Source organism: Paenibacillus koleovorans NBRC 103111, from assembly GCF_004000845.1.
GTDB lineage: Bacteria > Bacillota > Bacilli > Paenibacillales > NBRC-103111 > Paenibacillus_AA > Paenibacillus_AA koleovorans.
This window is the reverse complement of sequence record NZ_BIMA01000085.1, coordinates 14,519-31,362: the sequence shown is the minus strand read 5'-3', so window position 1 is coordinate 31,362 and position 16,844 is coordinate 14,519. Positions and strand designations below refer to the sequence as shown.

Annotated in this window: 18 protein-coding genes; 9 read left to right on the top strand and 9 right to left on the bottom strand. The window is 54.7% G+C overall.

What is annotated here, in order from left to right:
* Nucleotides 1-356: 356 nt before the first annotated feature.
* Nucleotides 357-605 carry an alpha/beta-type small acid-soluble spore protein gene (locus tag PKO02S_RS23210; RefSeq protein WP_281280455.1) on the bottom strand — a complete coding sequence of 83 codons (249 nt, stop codon included), beginning with the start codon at nucleotides 603-605 and terminating at the stop codon, nucleotides 357-359.
* A 126-nt stretch (nucleotides 606-731) separates the two neighbouring features.
* Here PKO02S_RS23210 and PKO02S_RS23205 point away from each other — a divergent pair, with 126 nt between their 5' ends.
* The gene (locus PKO02S_RS23205) at nucleotides 732-1,238 is read left to right on the top strand and encodes a hypothetical protein (RefSeq protein WP_127586654.1); all 507 of its coding nucleotides are present in this window, start codon (nucleotides 732-734) and stop codon (nucleotides 1,236-1,238) included.
* On the opposite strand, the gene PKO02S_RS23200 is transcribed toward PKO02S_RS23205, so the two are convergent.
* The 5 genes from PKO02S_RS23200 to PKO02S_RS23180 form a co-directional block, all read right to left on the bottom strand.
* A complete protein-coding gene (locus tag PKO02S_RS23200) occupies nucleotides 1,212-2,180 on the bottom strand; it encodes a carbohydrate kinase family protein (RefSeq protein WP_127586652.1) in 969 nt (322 codons plus the stop codon). The genes PKO02S_RS23205 and PKO02S_RS23200 overlap by 27 nt on opposite strands.
* Nucleotides 2,181-2,228: 48 nt before the next feature.
* Nucleotides 2,229-3,185 carry an aldose 1-epimerase gene (locus tag PKO02S_RS23195; RefSeq protein ID WP_127586650.1) on the bottom strand — a complete coding sequence of 319 codons (957 nt, stop codon included), beginning with the start codon at nucleotides 3,183-3,185 and terminating at the stop codon, nucleotides 2,229-2,231.
* 111 nt (nucleotides 3,186-3,296) lie between these two features.
* Entirely contained in the window at nucleotides 3,297-3,641 is a 345-nt protein-coding gene (locus PKO02S_RS23190; protein ID WP_127586648.1) for a DUF1980 domain-containing protein, read from the bottom strand.
* A gap of 33 nt (nucleotides 3,642-3,674) precedes the next feature.
* On the bottom strand, nucleotides 3,675-4,700 hold the full coding sequence (locus PKO02S_RS23185) for a permease (RefSeq protein ID WP_127586646.1): 1,026 nt from the start codon (nucleotides 4,698-4,700) through the stop codon (nucleotides 3,675-3,677).
* Between the two features lie 95 nt (nucleotides 4,701-4,795).
* Entirely contained in the window at nucleotides 4,796-5,314 is a 519-nt protein-coding gene (locus PKO02S_RS23180; RefSeq protein ID WP_127586644.1) for a MogA/MoaB family molybdenum cofactor biosynthesis protein, read from the bottom strand.
* 185 nt (nucleotides 5,315-5,499) lie between these two features.
* Between PKO02S_RS23180 and rpmG the strand changes: the two genes are divergently transcribed.
* Nucleotides 5,500-5,649 carry a 50S ribosomal protein L33 gene (gene rpmG, locus PKO02S_RS23175; RefSeq protein WP_127586643.1) on the top strand — a complete coding sequence of 50 codons (150 nt, stop codon included), beginning with the start codon at nucleotides 5,500-5,502 and terminating at the stop codon, nucleotides 5,647-5,649.
* A 320-nt stretch (nucleotides 5,650-5,969) separates the two neighbouring features.
* Nucleotides 5,970-6,953, top strand: a complete 984-nt coding sequence (trpS, locus tag PKO02S_RS23170; protein ID WP_127586641.1) for a tryptophan--tRNA ligase — start codon at nucleotides 5,970-5,972, stop codon at nucleotides 6,951-6,953.
* Between the two features lie 44 nt (nucleotides 6,954-6,997).
* Here trpS and PKO02S_RS32530 read toward each other — a convergent pair whose 3' ends face one another.
* Entirely contained in the window at nucleotides 6,998-7,171 is a 174-nt protein-coding gene (locus PKO02S_RS32530) for a DUF5325 family protein (protein ID WP_164821624.1), read from the bottom strand.
* Nucleotides 7,172-7,327: 156 nt separating this feature from the next.
* On the opposite strand from PKO02S_RS32530, the gene PKO02S_RS23165 reads away from it, so the two are divergent.
* Nucleotides 7,328-7,552 (top strand): alpha/beta-type small acid-soluble spore protein, encoded by a 225-nt coding sequence (locus PKO02S_RS23165; protein WP_127586639.1) that lies wholly within the window; start codon nucleotides 7,328-7,330, stop codon nucleotides 7,550-7,552.
* A gap of 105 nt (nucleotides 7,553-7,657) precedes the next feature.
* Here PKO02S_RS23165 and PKO02S_RS23160 read toward each other — a convergent pair whose 3' ends face one another.
* Entirely contained in the window at nucleotides 7,658-8,641 is a 984-nt protein-coding gene (locus tag PKO02S_RS23160; protein ID WP_127586637.1) for a metal-dependent hydrolase, read from the bottom strand.
* A gap of 94 nt (nucleotides 8,642-8,735) precedes the next feature.
* Here PKO02S_RS23160 and PKO02S_RS23155 point away from each other — a divergent pair, with 94 nt between their 5' ends.
* From PKO02S_RS23155 to PKO02S_RS23145, 3 genes are all read left to right on the top strand, one after another.
* Nucleotides 8,736-9,017 carry a hypothetical protein gene (locus PKO02S_RS23155; RefSeq protein WP_127586635.1) on the top strand — a complete coding sequence of 94 codons (282 nt, stop codon included), beginning with the start codon at nucleotides 8,736-8,738 and terminating at the stop codon, nucleotides 9,015-9,017.
* Nucleotides 9,018-9,260: 243 nt separating this feature from the next.
* Nucleotides 9,261-11,045, top strand: coding sequence for an ABC transporter ATP-binding protein (locus tag PKO02S_RS23150; protein ID WP_127586659.1), 1,785 nt, complete (start codon nucleotides 9,261-9,263; stop codon nucleotides 11,043-11,045).
* Nucleotides 11,042-13,156 carry an ABC transporter ATP-binding protein gene (locus PKO02S_RS23145; protein WP_127586633.1) on the top strand — a complete coding sequence of 705 codons (2,115 nt, stop codon included), beginning with the start codon at nucleotides 11,042-11,044 and terminating at the stop codon, nucleotides 13,154-13,156. The genes PKO02S_RS23150 and PKO02S_RS23145 overlap by 4 nt, the downstream gene beginning before the upstream one ends.
* Nucleotides 13,157-13,205: 49 nt before the next feature.
* Here PKO02S_RS23145 and PKO02S_RS23140 read toward each other — a convergent pair whose 3' ends face one another.
* Entirely contained in the window at nucleotides 13,206-13,511 is a 306-nt protein-coding gene (locus tag PKO02S_RS23140; protein ID WP_127586631.1) for a DUF5658 family protein, read from the bottom strand.
* 278 nt (nucleotides 13,512-13,789) lie between these two features.
* Between PKO02S_RS23140 and PKO02S_RS23135 the strand changes: the two genes are divergently transcribed.
* On the top strand, nucleotides 13,790-16,390 hold the full coding sequence (locus PKO02S_RS23135) for an HAD family hydrolase (RefSeq protein ID WP_127586630.1): 2,601 nt from the start codon (nucleotides 13,790-13,792) through the stop codon (nucleotides 16,388-16,390).
* 49 nt (nucleotides 16,391-16,439) lie between these two features.
* The gene (locus PKO02S_RS23130) at nucleotides 16,440-16,763 is read left to right on the top strand and encodes a hypothetical protein (protein WP_127586628.1); all 324 of its coding nucleotides are present in this window, start codon (nucleotides 16,440-16,442) and stop codon (nucleotides 16,761-16,763) included.
* Nucleotides 16,764-16,844: the final 81 nt, after the last annotated feature.

Below are 16,844 nucleotides of genomic sequence, written 5' to 3'. Positions count from 1 at the left end.
AGCAGAGAGAGCAGAGAGAGCAGAGAGAGCAGAGAGAGCAGAGAGAGCAGAGAGAGCAGAGAGAGCAGAGAGAGCAGAGAGGCATAGAGAGATAGAGAGCACAAGGGAGTGAAGGGAACATGTGTCGGAGGGAGTTAGTTTGGCTGGAGACTGCTCCGCTGCTTGTTGATTGACTGAGTAGATGTGATAGTGGGGCAAGGAGGCGACGAGGCTGTGATGAAGTGATGATGCATCAATGAGCTACGAGGCTTGTGACGTGGCTGAGCAAAGGGGATAATGGACCAAAGGAGGCCGGGGATCGGCCAAAAAAAAGCAGCCCGGGGTGCGGACTGCTTGGGAGCGAGTGCTTAACGGAACTAACGGAACTGGCTGCTTCCGCTGATTTGCATTTCGGCCATTTGGATAAGCCGGCGTGTGATGTTACCCCCGATCAATCCGGCCTCGCGTGTAGTCATGTAGCCCATGTACCCGTCCGCCGGGATCTGGATACCCAGCTCTTGCGCGACTTCGTACTTCATTTGATCCAGCGCCGCCATTGCTTGCGGAACGACCAAACTGTTGCTCGAGCGGCTTTGCTTCGTCATCTGTGGTTGTCTGGCTGCCATATGCAATCACCTCCTGTTGATACGTATTATGGACATACTGGGAAATCTTACTCATTGCTCGCGATTGGTAAATGTAACCACCCTCGGCAGTCTGCTATAATGGAACGAACAGGAAGGGTGGGGCGTATGTTTCGACTGCAATTTTCCGGCATGAAGCTGGACAAGGATTTGCAAATTATCCAGGCGGATGTACTGGTGGAGATCGAGGGAGAGACGGTGGTCGAAGAGGCAATGTGCGTGGATGTGGGGTTGCCGGCGCTACTAATTAGCTGTTTCGAGTCCACAGAGCCGAATCGCTGGGCGCCGATCGACGAGTGGCGGTCCATCCCGTTTTTTGTCTGCGGCTGCGGCGATCCGGAGTGCCGGGCGATTGGGTTCCGTACGCGGCTGCTGCCTGAGGAGAATGAGATCGAGTGGGTGATGGTCGAGCAAGCGGAGGAACGCGCATATCGTGAGCAAGAAAGCTATCGCATCGCGATTCCTGAATACAAGGCGCAAGTACTCAATGCGGCGGATTCGTTTCTGACACTGGTGGAAAAAGAAAACTACCGCCCCCTGATGAAAGAGACGGCAGCGGTAGTACAAGGGTTGGTTGAACGGTTGCGCTTAGACTTGGACAGGAACGGTGAGTGAGCGGATGAGGCTGTCGTGTTGCAGTTTGTCGTGCAGTGTCTTGCAGTTGTTTTCTTGCGATTCGATGGTCCATCCGGCGACTTTCGTCCCGTAGACAACGGCGTTGCGGAGGCTAAGCCCTTGCATGAGACCGGCTACGGTGCCGGAGAAAAACGCATCTCCCGCGCCGCTGGAATCGACAACGGAAACCGGGTAAATGTCTTGGGCTCCGCATTCGTTCGTAGTCTTGTCATAGTAGACGGAGCCTTCGGCGCCAAGCGTAATGACGAGCTGGGGAAGCTGCAGCTTCTGCGCAAGTGCGCGAATGGCTTCGAGTCGACCGTTATTGTCGAGATCGATGTAGGATCGGCCCAGCAGACGCTCGGCTTCGACATGGTTGCAGATGAAGCAAGCCATTCGAGAGAGCAGCTCCGGCTTTTTCAGCACGATGTCCAAGTTCCCAGGAATGCCGTAAACCGGTTTGTTATGCTTGGCTGCCAGACGCATGACCTCCGAAGAAAGCTCCTCGTTCAAATCCACCTCAAGCAAAATATGCGAAGATGACCGCACGATCGCGTCTCCTTGATTCGTCAGTGTCCCCTCCATCGCCGTCAAGTCCGGCATTTGCGAAATCGAACCCGCCAAATCACCGTATTCATCCAGGACGGCCATCCACATACCCATTCCCGCTTCATCCGCTTTCGCCATATAAGAAGTATCTACACCACACGCTTCGAGACGGTCCAGCACTTCTTGGCCGAGACCTGTAGCGTCGACGGAGGAAACGAGCCGTACCGGCAGCTTCATGTTGCCGATATTCTCGGCGATATTGCGGCCTACCCCGCCATGGACGAATTGAATGCGGCCTAAATTGCGTCCCGTTGGGATGTATGCCTGGAAGGGGAAGCCTTTGCAATCGATAAATACGGTTCCGAATACCGTAGCGTTGCTTTGTGCAGTCATTTGGCTTGGTAACGCTCCTTTATGAGGTAGGATAATAACAAGTTCGATCTATGAACGAGAGATTTGCAGGTCGATCCACAGCTTGCGAGTCTCGCCTGGAGCGAGAGCGCTCATACCGGTTACGGAAGGATCTAGCGGCAAATTCGGCGCATTCGTCACCCATGTGTAAGGCTCGATGCAAATTGTGTCTTGCGCGGCTCCCTTGGTATAAATTACCCACTGTTTGAAGTCCTCCGACGCGCTGTAACGAATCGTATAGTCGGACTTGGACAGGACGGAATCGACCGGATTCGCTCCGATCTGGAATACGGTATCCAGCGTAGAGCCTTCCAGATTGATCCCTTTGTCGCACATGGCGCTAAACAGCGCAGTTAATGGAAGAAGGTTGCCTGTGGGCATCGCGTCGGCATCCAGCTCCCAAATCGATTCTACCGGCAACTGGAACGTCCATTTGCCAGGCTCGCCGTCAATGCGGAACCAAGTGTGAACCCCGAACCCAAACGGAGCCGACAGCTCGCTGTGGTTGGTGGACTCGATTTCCTGGTACAAGCCATGTTCAGACAAAGTATAGGTAACATTCATCGTCAAATCATGCGGGTATTGGTCGGCCAGCTCCGGGAAGTCGGTTGTCCGGAATTGCGTCGTGATGGTCTGCTTGCCGTCGATGTCGCTTGTATGAACTACTATCCAAGGGCGAGTGCGAAGAATGCCATGGATGTGATGGCCGACGGGGGTATTGATCGCGAGCTGATAAGGTCTTCCTTCGAACTCGAACGCCCCGTGGCGAATTCGGTTCGGCGGCATCATCATGGGAATGCCATAATGACCTGGCTGCTCCTGAATGGACGCCAGGGTGTCCGGGACGCGCAGAATCTCGCGCTCCGCCACTTTATCCCACATCCGGATCATGTTGCTCCCAATCGTGGGTAGCAGCGTAGCGGCAAAAAAGTCGTTCTCCAGCGTAACAGCCGGCACTCCTTGCCAAGTGCCTGTAACTATCGACATAGTGAGGGGATCTCCTTCATAGACGAATTCGTGGACATGTTCCGACAAAAAAGCATACGCTTCATTGTACCGTATCCGCCTTTCGCCTGTCACTCTTCTTTCACAGAACGATTACAAATGAAGCAACCCAAAGGCAAGAGGGATCAAGAATAACCCGTAGATGAATGCGTGTCGGAACGGGGATTGGGAAGGGGTATGATCATGATCATGCGACTCATCGCCGCAATCGCAATCGATCGCAGCAGGCTGATGGAACTGACGGTACGAGATTCTTAATTGAAACAATCCTACGATGAAAAGTCCCACCCCGGCCAATTCGACCAAGGCTATCATATAAGGCTCCAGGTATAAGGGAAGCGCATCCGTTTTGGCGAGAGCTGCAATCAGGATGGAGAAACCCAACAAAATACCGGCCCTGAGGAAAGCATGCACCCATATGTGCGGACGTTCGGGCATTTTGGTTACTCTCCCTTCTCGCGTATGGGTTTGTTACAATCCGAAATACAGCTCGAGCAGCTTGGAGCCAGTCAAAACAAAACCGATAACCAGGAGAGACAGGAGCAGTACGAACTTGGTGCGGAAGACGGCCAGGAGCATAAGGGTGTTTTTGAAATCGAGCATCGGTCCGAACACGAGGAAGGTGAGCAGCGAGCCTTTCAAGAAGGTGGCGTCGAATGCGGAAACGACAAAAGCGTCGGATGTGGAGCAGAGGGAAAGCATGTAGGCCAACCCCATCATGAACAGATGCGAGCTCCAAGCCCCTTGGCCGATGGAAAACAGACTTTCCGGAGAAAACGCAGTCTGAATCCAGGCGGTCATCGCTGCCCCGAGAATCAAATATTTGCCCATTTCAAAAAACTCGTCGGATGCATGAGCCAGGAGGGAGGACCCTCTCTCTAAATACGGTTGGGATGAGGAGAAGGTAAGCTGGGAAGAAAGAGCCGTGGATGCAGACAGTTGGGTTGCATGATATCGAAGCGGATTCGTTCGGACAAACCGGTGCAGCAAAAGGCCGATGCCCAAGGCAACCAGGAAGGCGAGTCCCATGCGGGCGTACGCCAGAACTGGTTCTGTGCGGAAAGCGATATAAGTGGAAGCGAAAACGACCGGATTCAAAATCGGTCCCACCAGAATGAAAACGACAGCGATATAGGCCGGCATTCCTTTGCGCATCAACCGTCTCACGATCGGAATCATCCCGCACTCGCATAAAGGAAATAGCAATCCGAGCGAGCAGGCGAACAAGATGCCCGGGATCGGCTTTTTCGGAATCCAGCGTCGCACCATTTCTTCGGTCACAGTAAGATGCAGAAAGGCGGAGACGGTGACCCCAAGCAGCATGAACGGGACGGCCTCCAATAGTATACCGATGAAGAGGAGCTTGAAGGAGGACCAATCCAATGCGGTCATGAACGAGAAGTCCGGCCAGTTACGGTTCAAGCTTATAAGAGTAAGCAGCCAGACGCAGGCGAGTCCGGCTGCAATCGTTACGCTCCAGCGATGTGTCGATGACATGGGCATTCTCCCTCTAGAAGGAATCGAACACTTCTAAAGTATGCGCCAAAGCCTGTCGATAGGACACGTTGTGCCGGAAATGCCAGTGAAGGTCCTCAGCCTTTCCGATCTTTGTATATTTCCCTCATGACATGCCGCAGCTCCGGGATGACAATGTGGGTCATCGCCAGCTTGACCGCTCCGGAGGAGCCGGGCATCGAGAAGACGGCGGTGTTCCCGCAAACGCCGGCCACCGCACGGCTCAAGATCGCCGCGGGCCCAATGTCTTCCGCGAAGCTGAGGTAGCGGAATATTTCGCCGAAGCCCGGCATTTCTTTGTCAAGCACATCCCTTACCGCTTCGTATGTAGTGTCTCGTAGCGCGATTCCGGTTCCGCCGTTAAGCAGAACGGCTTCGATCGAAGGCGATTCCGACGCGGTACGAATGAGCGACTGTATCCTGGCGTATTCATCCTTCACGATCTTGTAGTCGGCGATGACGTAGCCGTTCTCCTCCAACAGCCGCTTCATCAATTGGCCGCTTTTGTCGGTTTCTTCGTTCCTGGTGTCAGAAACGGTGATGATCATGCAGCGCACCGACGAGGGTGCTTCCTTACGGTGTTCTTCTGTAGACATGGCTCTTTTCTCCGTTCTTATTCGCGTTTTCCGAATGGGATCGTTTCCTTTATCAATATACTTATTTTGGCATGCGGGTTCAACGCGAATCTTTATTTGACGCCAAGCTTCGGGGCTGTTATTATAGTACTTATGCGATTTCTATAAGAAATATCGTTCGAAGCACGAAAAGGAGGTGTGTACCGATGCGCGTTATCGTTACTTTGGCATGCACAGAGACGGGCGACCGTAACTATACGACTACTAAGAACAAGAAAACTCATCCTCAGCGTATTGAGATGAAGAAATTTTGCCCACGCCTGAAGCGAGTAACTCTTCACCGTGAAACCCGCTAAGGTATACGCTTAATACTTGGCGATGACAGGAAAGAGTAGGGAGCGTGTAACCGTTACAGAGAGCCGGCGGCGGTGTGAGCCGGTGCGGTGAGCTGCCCGAATGGATCCTGAAGCCTGAAGCCGAACCCTTCGTTATCGACGCAGGCAGTAGGCGGAACGGAAGCTCTCCGTTATCGGGGCATCAGGTTTTCTATGGCTGCTTATCCGTTAGTATGTATGCGGTGCGTCCTGGAAACAAATTAGGGTGGTACCACGGCCTCTCGTCCCTTGCGACGAGGGGCTTTTTATTTTTCCACTACAAGCCTCTGGAGGTAATGCATATGAAACGTGTACTATCCGGCATCCAGCCTAGCGGGCAGTTGACCTTGGGCAATTACATCGGAGCGCTTCGCAACTACGTGCTTCTGCAAGAGGAGCATGATTGTTTCTTCATGGTCGTTGACTTGCATGCCATTACGGTGCCTCAGGAACCCGCGGCATTGAAGGAACAGACCGAGTCGGTCACCGCCTTGTTCCTCGCTTCGGGGCTCGATCCGACGAAGTCCAACATTTTCTTGCAGTCGCATGTAAGGGCGCATGCCGAGCTGGGCTGGCTGCTCACGACGCTGACCTATATGGGCGAGCTGGAGCGGATGACGCAGTTCAAGGACAAGTCGAGCGGCAAAGAGTCGATCGGCGCGGGCCTCTTCACATATCCTTCGCTTATGGCCGCGGATATATTGCTCTACGGCACGAACCTGGTCCCGGTCGGCGACGACCAGAAGCAGCATCTCGAGCTGACGCGCGATCTGGCGAATCGATTCAATCAACGCTTCGGCGAGACGTTCCCGATCCCGGAGCCGTTCATCCCGAAGGTAGGCGCCAGAATCATGTCGCTTGACGATGCGTCCAAGAAGATGAGCAAGAGCAACCCGAACGCGGGCAGCTATATCGCGATGCTGGATGGACCGGATGTCATCCGCAAAAAGCTGAGCCGTTCGGTAACGGACTCGGGCCGCGAAGTGAAATACGATCTGGCGGCCAAGCCGGAAATTTCGAACTTGATGAGTATTTACGCGAGCTGCTCCGACCTATCGATCCAGCAGATCGAGGCTCGTTACGAAGGCCAGGGCTACGGACCGTTCAAAAAAGACTTGGCCGAAGCTGTCGTAGCCACGCTGGAGCCCATCCAGCAGCGCTACCGCGACATCCGCTCGTCCGGCGAGCTGGAAGCGGCGCTTCGCTCGGGTGCGGAGCAGGCGTCGGCGATCGCCGACAAGACGCTGCGCGAAGTGAAGGCACGTATGGGCTTCGTGCTGCCATAGCAGCAAAAAACCGCAAGAGCGAATGAACGCCGCTCTTGCGGTTTTTATTTGCGCTGCCGCCGCATACGTGCGCTGAGCGCGAAGCCGTAGCCCATGAACAGAAAGGCGGCGACCCCGAACAAGACGGCGAGGAGCGGGCTGTAGGAGATGGAAAAGCTGACGCCGCAGAGCAGGGCGACGGTTACAACAGCGAATACTAGAGCCAGGGAACGGTTCATGGGATGAAACTTGCCTCCTTGAGCACATTTGAGAACGAGATGCAGCTACGGGACTATTTTAACACGAATGTGCATATTCCCGCCGCCCTGAAACATAATAAGCTTGCAAGCTTGCAAACCCATCACAGACGCAGATTGAAAGGAGTGCTCTTAGTCATGGCAAGTCAATCTCGCAAAAGCAATCAGCTTGTTGTCCCGCAATCCGCCCAAGCCATTGATCGGATGAAGTTCGAAGTTGCACAGGAATTGGGGATCGTGCTACCCGCTGACGGTTACTATGGCAATATGACCAGCCGCGATACCGGTTCGATCGGCGGTTACATTACGAAACGTCTCGTTCAAGCCGCCGAGCAAGTGCTCGCGGGCAGCAGCTCCCTTTAGAAACGTCACCCAACACATAAGAATACCCCAAGCTCGAGGAGCAGCTGATCCTTGAGCTTTTTTTGGTGCGCCACGCAAAAAGAAAACGGCCCCAAACGGCAACCGTCAATAGGCGTTGATTTTTAGTTTTTTCTCTACTCGGCCTTCATTCAACCAACCGACGTACGAATCCATCACGCGGAAATCTTTGTCCATGAGCAATACGGCTACAAACGGATACTGCTTGCGATGCCGGTAGCGGACGTCGATCCAGCGCACCTCGTAGCCCCATGAGTGCTCCTTCATCTCCGAGCAGGCGTGCCGGGTAAAGTACAGGAAGGCGCTGACGTCCGGATGCTGGCGGGATGCTTCGATCGCTTCATGGCTCATACAATCTACATCGTCGATCCAGCGCAGCTCGCCGTTTTTGAACTCGCCAAGGGAGTAGTGCCCGTTGCCCTTCGATTTGACGATATTCCACACGTATAGATGGATCGTCGGGATGATCGCATACTGATGGGCCGGATGGTAATGGATGTCTTGCAGCTTCACCTTGCGTCCTACTAGCCAGTGAGCGGTTGTCCGCCACACATAATACACGGCCATGAGCGAGTACAGCGACGGGAAAATGACTTCCGGCGGCGCCAGACGCAGCGTCCACAAGCATATCGCGAAGACGTGGCCGGTGAACAAGATCGGATCAAAAATATGAATGATGTTCCAGGAAATCCACTTCTCCGTAAACGGTCGGAACGCTTGGGTACCGTAGGCATTGAACAAGTCCGTGAAGACGTGGAACGCTACGGCGATAAAGACCCATAGCCCGATGTGCAGGATAGAAGCGCTATGGAACATAAGGGACAACACTAAGGTGAGAAGCGTCGTCCATATGGCGATCGCCGGTAAGGAATGGGATTTGCCCCGATGGTTGCGAATGTAAGCGGCGTTTCCCTTCAGCCGGAGAATACCGTCCGAGTCGGGAATTTGCGAGCCGGCGACGGTTCCGATCAGCACTGCGGTTGCGGTTGAAGTATCCGAAGCGACGACAGGATCGATATAAGCCAACCCAGCCAGCCCCAGACCTACGACTAGATGTGTACCAGTGTCCAACAGATGTCTCCTCCTAACATGACTGAACCGATCAGTGTTAAAATGATTGTATCACGTTCTTCCCTATAAATTAAACATGATGAGGTGGACCGGCTTGTTTAAAGTTTTCGTTGAGTATAAAGTGTACCCGGAATGCAGGGAACCATACATCTTGCTCATGGACCGCATAAGGACGCGGATTCCAGGGCTGGAGCTGCTTGAGGCGGAGGATCAGGAAGGTTTGTTTTTGGAAATATGGACCATCGAAACGACGGATCGATACAAAATGTTTCTGGACAAACGGAAGCTCGCGGGGCATCCGGATTGGGCCGAGCTCGTGAAAATGATACCCGGTGGCGTCGACAAAATGAATATATGGCGGTTTCGGCCGATATGACGGTCTAGAATCTCGCTGCTTTATATTTCCACTACATAGGGTATGGCTATCAACATATTTCGCTACCGTCACTTAGCGGAACGAACGGGGAAAATTAAGGGAAGCCTTGATTAATACATGATAAGATAGTCCATTCTTTTGAGCGCATAAATCCATGGTTTCTTCATGTGGCTGCATGTAATCTTACTTTAGAGGATTCATCCAGCCAAGGGGGAACACGGAGTGGCCAGAAAAAGCTTCATCATGGGGCATATTAAACACTATAGATTTTCTTATCTTTTCGGCTTTGCATTATTGTCCATTTCTTGCTTACTTCAGCTCATTATTCCGAACCTCCTGGGGAAATTTACCGACCAGTTGGAAAAGTCGCAGCTCACCTACAGCGGAGCGGTAAACATCGCTTTGTGGATGATCGCGGCCGGGTTCGGCATCGCTTTATTCCGCTCGACCTCGCGCATTTACTTGTTCCGGCTGTCGCGCGTCCTGGACAAAAAAATCCGCGACGACTTGTTCCGCCATTGGGAGACGCTCTCGGCCCAATATTTCAAGAACAAGCGAATCGGCGATCTGATGTCGCACGCGATCAGCGATGTCAGCGTCATCCGAGAGCTGACCATGCAAGGGATTTTCAACACGCTGGAAGCCGCCTTCCTGATCACGATTACGGTCGTGGCGATGGTGACGACGGTCAGCCCGATCCTCACGCTCGTGACGATGCTGCCGCTGCCGCTGCTAAGCCTGCTCGCCTATCGGTTCAACAAGCGGATTCAACGCGAATCGGTCGATGTGCAGGAGACGATCGGCGATTTGACGAGCCGTGTGCAGGAATTTGTGGCTGGAATCCGGGTTGTGAAGGCGTTCGTGCAAGAAAAGGAGCAGACGCGCTTATTCCGCCAGGACAACGAGAATGCGGTAAAGATGAACCGGCGGCTCGTGCGGACGAACTCGCTCTTCGGCGCCTTGAGCTCGGCTGTCGTAGGAATCAGCTTCCTCGTGTCGGTCGTATTCGGGGGAATTCTTGTCCTGAAACGGTCGATTACGCTCGGCGAATTCGTTGCCTTCAACACGTATCTCTCCTTGCTGATGGGCCCGATCGAGAACTTGGGCAAGGTAGTCAATTCCATGCAGCGGGGACGCGCCTCGGAGAGCCGCATTCTTGAAATTCTCAACACGCAGCCGGATGTAGCCGATGACAAACAAGCGGACATGAGCATCGAGCAGTTGGACGGCGCCATTCAGATTCGCAATCTGTCATTCCGTTACCCGGAGGCTCATGTTTTGGCGCTTAAGAACATCTCGCTCGACGTCCCGAAAGGCAGCTCGCTGGCCATTGTGGGCCGGGTAGGCAGCGGGAAAAGCACGCTGATCAACTTGCTTGTGCGGCTGTATAACCCGCCGGCGGGCACCATTCTCATCGACGGCCGGGACATCCACGAGATCCCGCTGAAGGTGCTCCGCCGAGATATCGGCATGGTCCCGCAGGATCAGTTTCTGTTCTCGTCCACAATTCGCGACAACATCAGCTTCGATCCGAAGCCTTATGAACACTTGGAAGTCGAAGAGGCGGCCAAAATCGCGCAAGTGTACGAAAACATCATCGAATTTCCGAACCAATTCGATACGGCTCTCGGGGAACGCGGCATCTCGCTGTCCGGGGGTCAGCGCCAACGGGTCAGTATCGCGAGGGCCATTATCAAGAAGCCGGCAGTGCTAATTTTCGACGATAGCTTGTCGGCTGTAGATACCGAGACCGAAGACCGCATTCTCGAGGGATTGAACAGCATCATGAAGGATCGGACGACGGTTATCATCGGACACCGGATCTCTTCCGTCAAAGCGGCCGATCAGATCATCGTGCTGGAAGAAGGGGAGATTGCCGAGCGCGGCACGCATGAATCGCTTTTGGCTCAGAACGGGCTGTATGCCGATATGTACCACAAGCAGCTGCTGGATGAAGCAGCTGAGGTGCATGAGTTTCACGAGCATATGCCGGACGACGCGGTGTCGCATGGGGGGAAGATCGGATGAGCATTCACTCGGAAAAGCAGTTGGTTGCGATCAAAGATTCGCAGCTGATGCGGAAAATGCTTTCTTATGTTAAACCGCATTGGAAAATGGTTATGCTATGTATTTTCATGGCGTTCCTGATCGTTGTGACGGACTTGGCGCGGCCTTATATCATCAAGGTGGCGATCGACGATCATATCAACGGCTTGAATCGGCCGATGCTGACGGCGCCGGCGGCGGATGTTGGAGCTTTGGAGCCATACGGTAAACCGTTTGAAGTGGAGGGGCAGGCGTATGTCCGGCTGAAGCCCGGAGAGCTGCCTTCCGAGCTTCCATCCGGCTTGGTGCCGGCACAGATCGTCGAAATTGACGGTGGAGCCTATTTGATGACAGGCGGCTGGCTGCCGGATAAGCCGGAGCAACCGGCTGCACTGGCGCAGACCGGCGGTCAGCCGGCTGTCTCTGTGGACGGCCTGAGCTTCCCTGCTGCGGCGCTGAGCGAAGACACGATCGACTCGTTCCATGAGCGCGATGTGAACGGTTTCCTGCTCTTGGGCGCGCTGTTTCTAGGCGCCGTCGTGGTCGGCTCCATCCTGAATTACTTGCAGACGAACTTGCTGCAGTATACCGGGCAGCATATTATTTTCCGCTTGCGGCAGCAGCTGTTCGAGCATTTGAGCCGCATGTCGTCGACCTACTTCGACCGCAATCCAGTGGGCCGACTGGTCGTACGGGTTACGCAGGATACGGAGTCGCTCAACCAGCTGTATTCTCAAGTCGTCGTCAATCTGGTTAAAGACATGATCGTACTAATCGGGATTCTCGTCATCATGTTCCAGATGAACACTCGCTTAACGCTGCTGATGCTGGTCGTGATGCCGATCTTGTTCGCCTTGACCTTCTGGTACCGAATGGTCGTCCGGGAAGCGCAGCGGAACATGCGGATCCTTCTCTCGCGGCTCAACTCTTTCCTGGCTGAGAACTTGTCCGGCATCCGCATCACGCAGCTGTTCATCCGCGAGCAGCGGCAGCTCGAGCAGTTCGAAGATATCAACCAGCAGTATTACAAGGCCGGGATCCGCAGCACTGTGATCAACTCGATTTTCCAGCCTGCTATCGGGTTCGTCGGCAACCTCGCGATCGCCATGCTTATCTGGTATGGGGGCGGAAGCGTCCTGGACGGCACGATTACCTTCGGTATCGTGTACGCCTTCACGCACTATGTGCGGCAGTTCTTCAATCCGCTCATGAGCTTGGCGGAGAAATACAACCAAATTCAGACCGCTATGGTCGGCGCCGAGCGGATCTTCGATATGCTGGGCGAAAAGCCCACGATCTACGACGCCGAGAAGACGAAGCCATTGCCTACCGGCGGTTCGCGCGGCGAGATCGTCTTCGAGAACGTCTGGTTCGCCTACAATGAAGGCGAATGGGTGCTGCGGGACGTCTGCTTCCGCATCGAGCCGGGCCAGACGATCGCGTTCGTCGGGGCGACCGGGGCGGGGAAAAGCTCGATCATCCAGCTCATCAACCGCTTCTACGATATTCAGAAGGGCAGCATCAAGCTGGACGGCATCGATATCCGGGACATTCCGCTGGAGCAGTTGCGTCGGACGGTCAGCATCGTTCAGCAGGACGTGTTCCTGTTCACCGGCGACATCGCCTCGAACATCCGGCTGAACGAAGCGTCGATCACCGACGAGCAAGTGAAGGAAGCGGCGCGGATGGTGAACATGACGCCGTTTATCGAACAGCAGCCGCGCGGCTTCGCGACGCCGCTCGGCGAGCGCGGCGTGAACTTGTCGCTCGGCCAGCGGCAGCTGCTGTCTTTCGCCCGCGCGATCGTGTTCAAGCCCGAGATCTTGATTCTCGACGAAGCGACGTCGAACATCGACACCGAGACCGAGCTCGTCGTGCAGGATGCGCTTCGGACGATCTCGCGCAACCGGACGACGCTCATCGTCGCTCATCGGTTGTCCACGATCCAGCACGCGGACCAGATTATCGTCATGCATAAGGGCAAGGTGCGCGAGATCGGCAACCATTATCAGCTGCTAGCGCTGAAGGGGTACTATCACCGGCTGTTCGAGCTCCAGTTCAAGGACTCGAGGCAGCTGCAGAATGCGCGGTAATAGCAAAAAAGGAGTCCCTCGCGATAGCGGCGGGACTCCTTTTTTTGATCTAGGCGGTAAGGTTGAACGAGGCAGTGATCCAAAAGTAATGGAGACCGAGGATGCCGATGTACACAAGGACGGATAAGTTAACGAGGCTTTTGATCACGATGCTTTTGCGCACCCTGGCGAGCAGGTAGAACAGAGAGAGCGGAAGTACTATTTTGAAGGCATAGAAGCCTATGTAAGCATGTTCGTACAGGTAGGCCATAATCGGGTTCGCTTCTCCAATCAGGTGAAGCCTTAGGCCTATGTCGGTGAGACTGGCGTCCAAAATGCTTGCGATGAGCAGAAATCCTACTAAAATCCGGTTCATGAGAATCACTCCTTGTTCGGGACGTTGGGACTAGTCCGGCTGATTTCGATTATACTAGGTCCTAGCGAAAAAAGATGCAATGCACATGCATTATATTATGGGTCGGTTAACATAGAGCTATGCCATTGCGACTAGCGATAGCGGCGACGGAGTGGATGGGAAGCGGAGTTTGACGGACAGTGGAGGATGTAAGAGCGTTTTTGGCGAACTATATATAGTTGAAAAGAAGCTGGAGTGGGCTGGGTCGATCGTTCTAGCGGAGAGGCGGGCTGCTGCGGATGAACGGGTTGGACGGGATGCACGGTCAGGATGAGCGGGACGTGAAGGGCGTGTTGGATGAACTGGCAGTGAAGGACGTGAATGATGTGAAGGAAGTGGAGGATGTGCTGGACAGGCTGGACGTGCCGGGAAGCTGGGAAGACGATTATTATTTAAGAGGCTTGAGGGAGCGGCTGAAGGAAGTTCGGCTGTTATCTTTGGATATATTCGATACGCTGTTGTTTCGGACGGTGGCCGAGCAGCATGAGGTGTTTGTGCTGGCGGCGGAGGCGGCTGTGCGGGAAGGGGCGTTGGCTGGGCAAATAAGCCCTTCGCAATTCAAGGCGCTGCGTGTGCAGGCGGAACGGCAGGCGCGGGGGGAGTGTCTAAGGGACCACGGTCACGATGAAATTACGCTGGATCTCATCTATGCCCAGTTGCCTCGCGAGCTGGCGAGGGATCGGAATCGTTTGCTGGAGCTGGAGCTGGCGGTTGAGCGGGACGTTTGCTTTTTGAATCCGAGCATGCGCTCGTTGCTTGAGTGGGCGCGGGAGCGTGGCGTTCCGGTTGCTCTGTTGTCGGACATGTATTTGTCTTCGGGACAAATAATGGAGCTGCTGGAGGTGGCGGGACTGGCGGCTTCGAGTGTCGATCTGCTGCTTGTCTCGAGTGAGCAAGGCTGCAGCAAAGTGTCGGGCGGGTTGTTTGATCTGCTTATAGGGCGGTATCCGGATATACCGGCTGAAGCGATCCTGCATATCGGGGATTCCAATCGTGCGGATATCGAGGGTGCTGCCAAACGGGGGATTGCGGGAAGCCTTTATCCGGTCATAACCGAAACATTCGATCGCGCCTCTCATTGGAACCGCATGCGGCATGGTTCTTTTTTGCACGGCTTGCAAGCGGTGGGTAGATGGGTGGAGTGGCAGCATGATGCTGCGGATTCGGGTGTTGGTGGCTACGACGGGGGGATGTCGTCGGAGGAGGCACGATGGTACTATCGGTTCGGCGTAAGCACGCTGGGGCCGATGATGACGGGCTTCTGTGAGTGGGTCGTCGACGTTTGCCAAGCGGAGGGAAGAACGGCCGTGCACCCGCTCATGCGGGAGGCGGTGTTGATCGGGCCTCTGCTCGGGCAGATTGCTGCGCAGCGGGGGTATCCTATGGAAGTTAAGCCTTTGTATGTGTCGAGGCAGGCGACCTACTTGGCATCGCTTGAGCGATTCGGGGAGGCGGAGCTGAACCGGCTGCTTGGCACAGGCGTGACTTTTGCGGAGCTAGTTCGGCTGTTGGATATAGAAGAGGTTTTGGAAAATGCGCCGTTCTCTCGCGAAGAGTTAGTAAGGCAGAGGGCCGGTGCTTCTGAACTAGAGGTGGACGGCTCTTGGGAGGAACGTGTGAGGGAGTTTCTGCTGGAGGGGCATGCGGCGGCATTGATCGAGCAGTCGCTTTATCGTCACCGGCAACTGCTGTCCGACTATCTCCGGCAAGTGTGCGGCGATGTTCGGCGGATGGTGACGGTCGATATCGGCTTCCACGGATCGATCCAACGCAGTTTGGAGCTGGCGATGGATCATGGGAGTGGCGTGGAATCGGGTTCGGGTGTGGCCGGCCAGACGGAGCATGGCCAGACGGTGCAAAGGGAGAAGCCGATTCATCTGCTCGCTATCGGGGGCGGCGGACTGGAACGGCTTCAGCTTCAAGGGATCGACGTCCGTTGCCACATCGGCGGTCCGGGCAGGGGCGAAGCGCTCGTGGGCACGATTGTTCGCAGCCCGTCCTTCCTCGAGGAGCTGACGATGGGCGACTTCGGGACGGCGCTCGGTTACAGACGCGGCAGCGGTGAAGGTTTAGACAGTGTGGAAGTAGTGCCCGTGCTGGCGCCCCTGAAGCTGGAGCCCGCCGTGCTGCTGTGCAAACAAGCGTGCCAACGCGGTGTGCTCGCTTACCAAGCAGCCGTTCATGCGCTTCGCCAGCTCAAGCCGTATATGCCAGCTGTGACGGATCCGCGCGACTGGTACAAGCCGCTTCACCGCGCGATCGCGATGCCGATGCCGGAGGAGACAGAGCGGCTAGGACGGTTAAAGCATCAGGACCACTATTTGAGCGAGGTTCATCCGATTTGTCCGCCGATTGACGAGAAATGGTTTGCCCGAGGCGAGGAATCGTTTTTGCGCGCCTGCCATTTCGGACCTTCGACTTTGAATGCTTATTGGCCGCAGGGTTCTCTTACGGTGAGCAGTCCACTGTACTTGTACCGGCATCATTTGAAGACGATCGACGGCTTTGGGGTGCAAACAATGCTGTTCGATCTGGTGCGGGGGCTGGTGGATGGTGGCGTGCGTAGCATACATGTGTGCGGGGACGGCTGGGTTGCAGATGCGTTGATCGGGCGGGCGTTGTTGCATAATGTATCGGTACTCCAATATTGGGTATCTATCGACCAGGTGAGAGCATGGATGGAAGCGGAGGGGCGTGTGGCTGTGGAGTCTGCTTGCTTCGTAGTGGCGTCGCTCGTAGAGGAGGACATTGCTGCTTGGCGAGAAGGTCTGGAGCGGGGGGCTCGCGACAATCGGATTGGGAACGGACTGAAAATCTGTTGGCTAAAGCCATTGAAATGAGAACACTTGTTTTCTATTCTTGGGTTATGATTAGTTGAGGAGGGAGAAAATGTCGGAAGAGCGCTTTGATCGGCTGGAATCGATGTTTACTCAATTGATAGGGATGGTCGGGAATGTCATTAGCGAGCAGCGGACGATGAAGGATGACATTGGCATGCTGAAATCAGATGTCGGTTCACTCAAAGGCGATGTACATTTCCTTAAGGGTGAAGTAAGCGCCATACATCGCAGACTCGACTCCGTGGATGAACGCCTGGACCGCATGGAGAATTTCAACGTCCACTCCCAAGAAACAGTCAAGTATTTGCTGGACAAATCGGCCGAGCATGATAGAGACATTCACGTGCTCAAGCAGCGCTTGCTCAAACCTTAGCTAACTGTCAGTTTACATAATAAACCGTGGCACTCTATCCGGGCGGCTGCGGTTTTTTGTTTGCTATTTGCATGTCTGAAG

Bases quoted from the DNA above. Each gene is read 5' to 3' on its own strand.
- PKO02S_RS23195 (WP_127586650.1), bottom strand. From the start codon at position 3,185: ATGTCGATAGTTACAGGCACTTGGCAAGGAGTGCCGGCTGTTACGCTG.
- PKO02S_RS23130 (WP_127586628.1), top strand. From the start codon at position 16,440: ATGTCGGAAGAGCGCTTTGATCGGCTGGAATCGATGTTTACTCAATTG.
- PKO02S_RS23200 (WP_127586652.1), bottom strand. From the start codon at position 2,180: ATGACTGCACAAAGCAACGCTACGGTATTCGGAACCGTATTTATCGAT.
- PKO02S_RS23140 (WP_127586631.1), bottom strand. From the start codon at position 13,511: ATGAACCGGATTTTAGTAGGATTTCTGCTCATCGCAAGCATTTTGGAC.
- trpS (WP_127586641.1), top strand. From the start codon at position 5,970: ATGAAACGTGTACTATCCGGCATCCAGCCTAGCGGGCAGTTGACCTTG.
- rpmG (WP_127586643.1), top strand. From the start codon at position 5,500: ATGCGCGTTATCGTTACTTTGGCATGCACAGAGACGGGCGACCGTAAC.
- PKO02S_RS23185 (WP_127586646.1), bottom strand. From the start codon at position 4,700: ATGTCATCGACACATCGCTGGAGCGTAACGATTGCAGCCGGACTCGCC.
- PKO02S_RS23145 (WP_127586633.1), top strand. From the start codon at position 11,042: ATGAGCATTCACTCGGAAAAGCAGTTGGTTGCGATCAAAGATTCGCAG.
- PKO02S_RS23205 (WP_127586654.1), top strand. From the start codon at position 732: ATGTTTCGACTGCAATTTTCCGGCATGAAGCTGGACAAGGATTTGCAA.
- PKO02S_RS32530 (WP_164821624.1), bottom strand. From the start codon at position 7,171: ATGAACCGTTCCCTGGCTCTAGTATTCGCTGTTGTAACCGTCGCCCTG.
- PKO02S_RS23190 (WP_127586648.1), bottom strand. From the start codon at position 3,641: ATGCCCGAACGTCCGCACATATGGGTGCATGCTTTCCTCAGGGCCGGT.
- PKO02S_RS23165 (WP_127586639.1), top strand. From the start codon at position 7,328: ATGGCAAGTCAATCTCGCAAAAGCAATCAGCTTGTTGTCCCGCAATCC.
- PKO02S_RS23210 (WP_281280455.1), bottom strand. From the start codon at position 605: ATGGCAGCCAGACAACCACAGATGACGAAGCAAAGCCGCTCGAGCAAC.
- PKO02S_RS23150 (WP_127586659.1), top strand. From the start codon at position 9,261: ATGGGGCATATTAAACACTATAGATTTTCTTATCTTTTCGGCTTTGCA.
- PKO02S_RS23135 (WP_127586630.1), top strand. From the start codon at position 13,790: ATGAACGGGTTGGACGGGATGCACGGTCAGGATGAGCGGGACGTGAAG.
- PKO02S_RS23180 (WP_127586644.1), bottom strand. From the start codon at position 5,314: ATGTCTACAGAAGAACACCGTAAGGAAGCACCCTCGTCGGTGCGCTGC.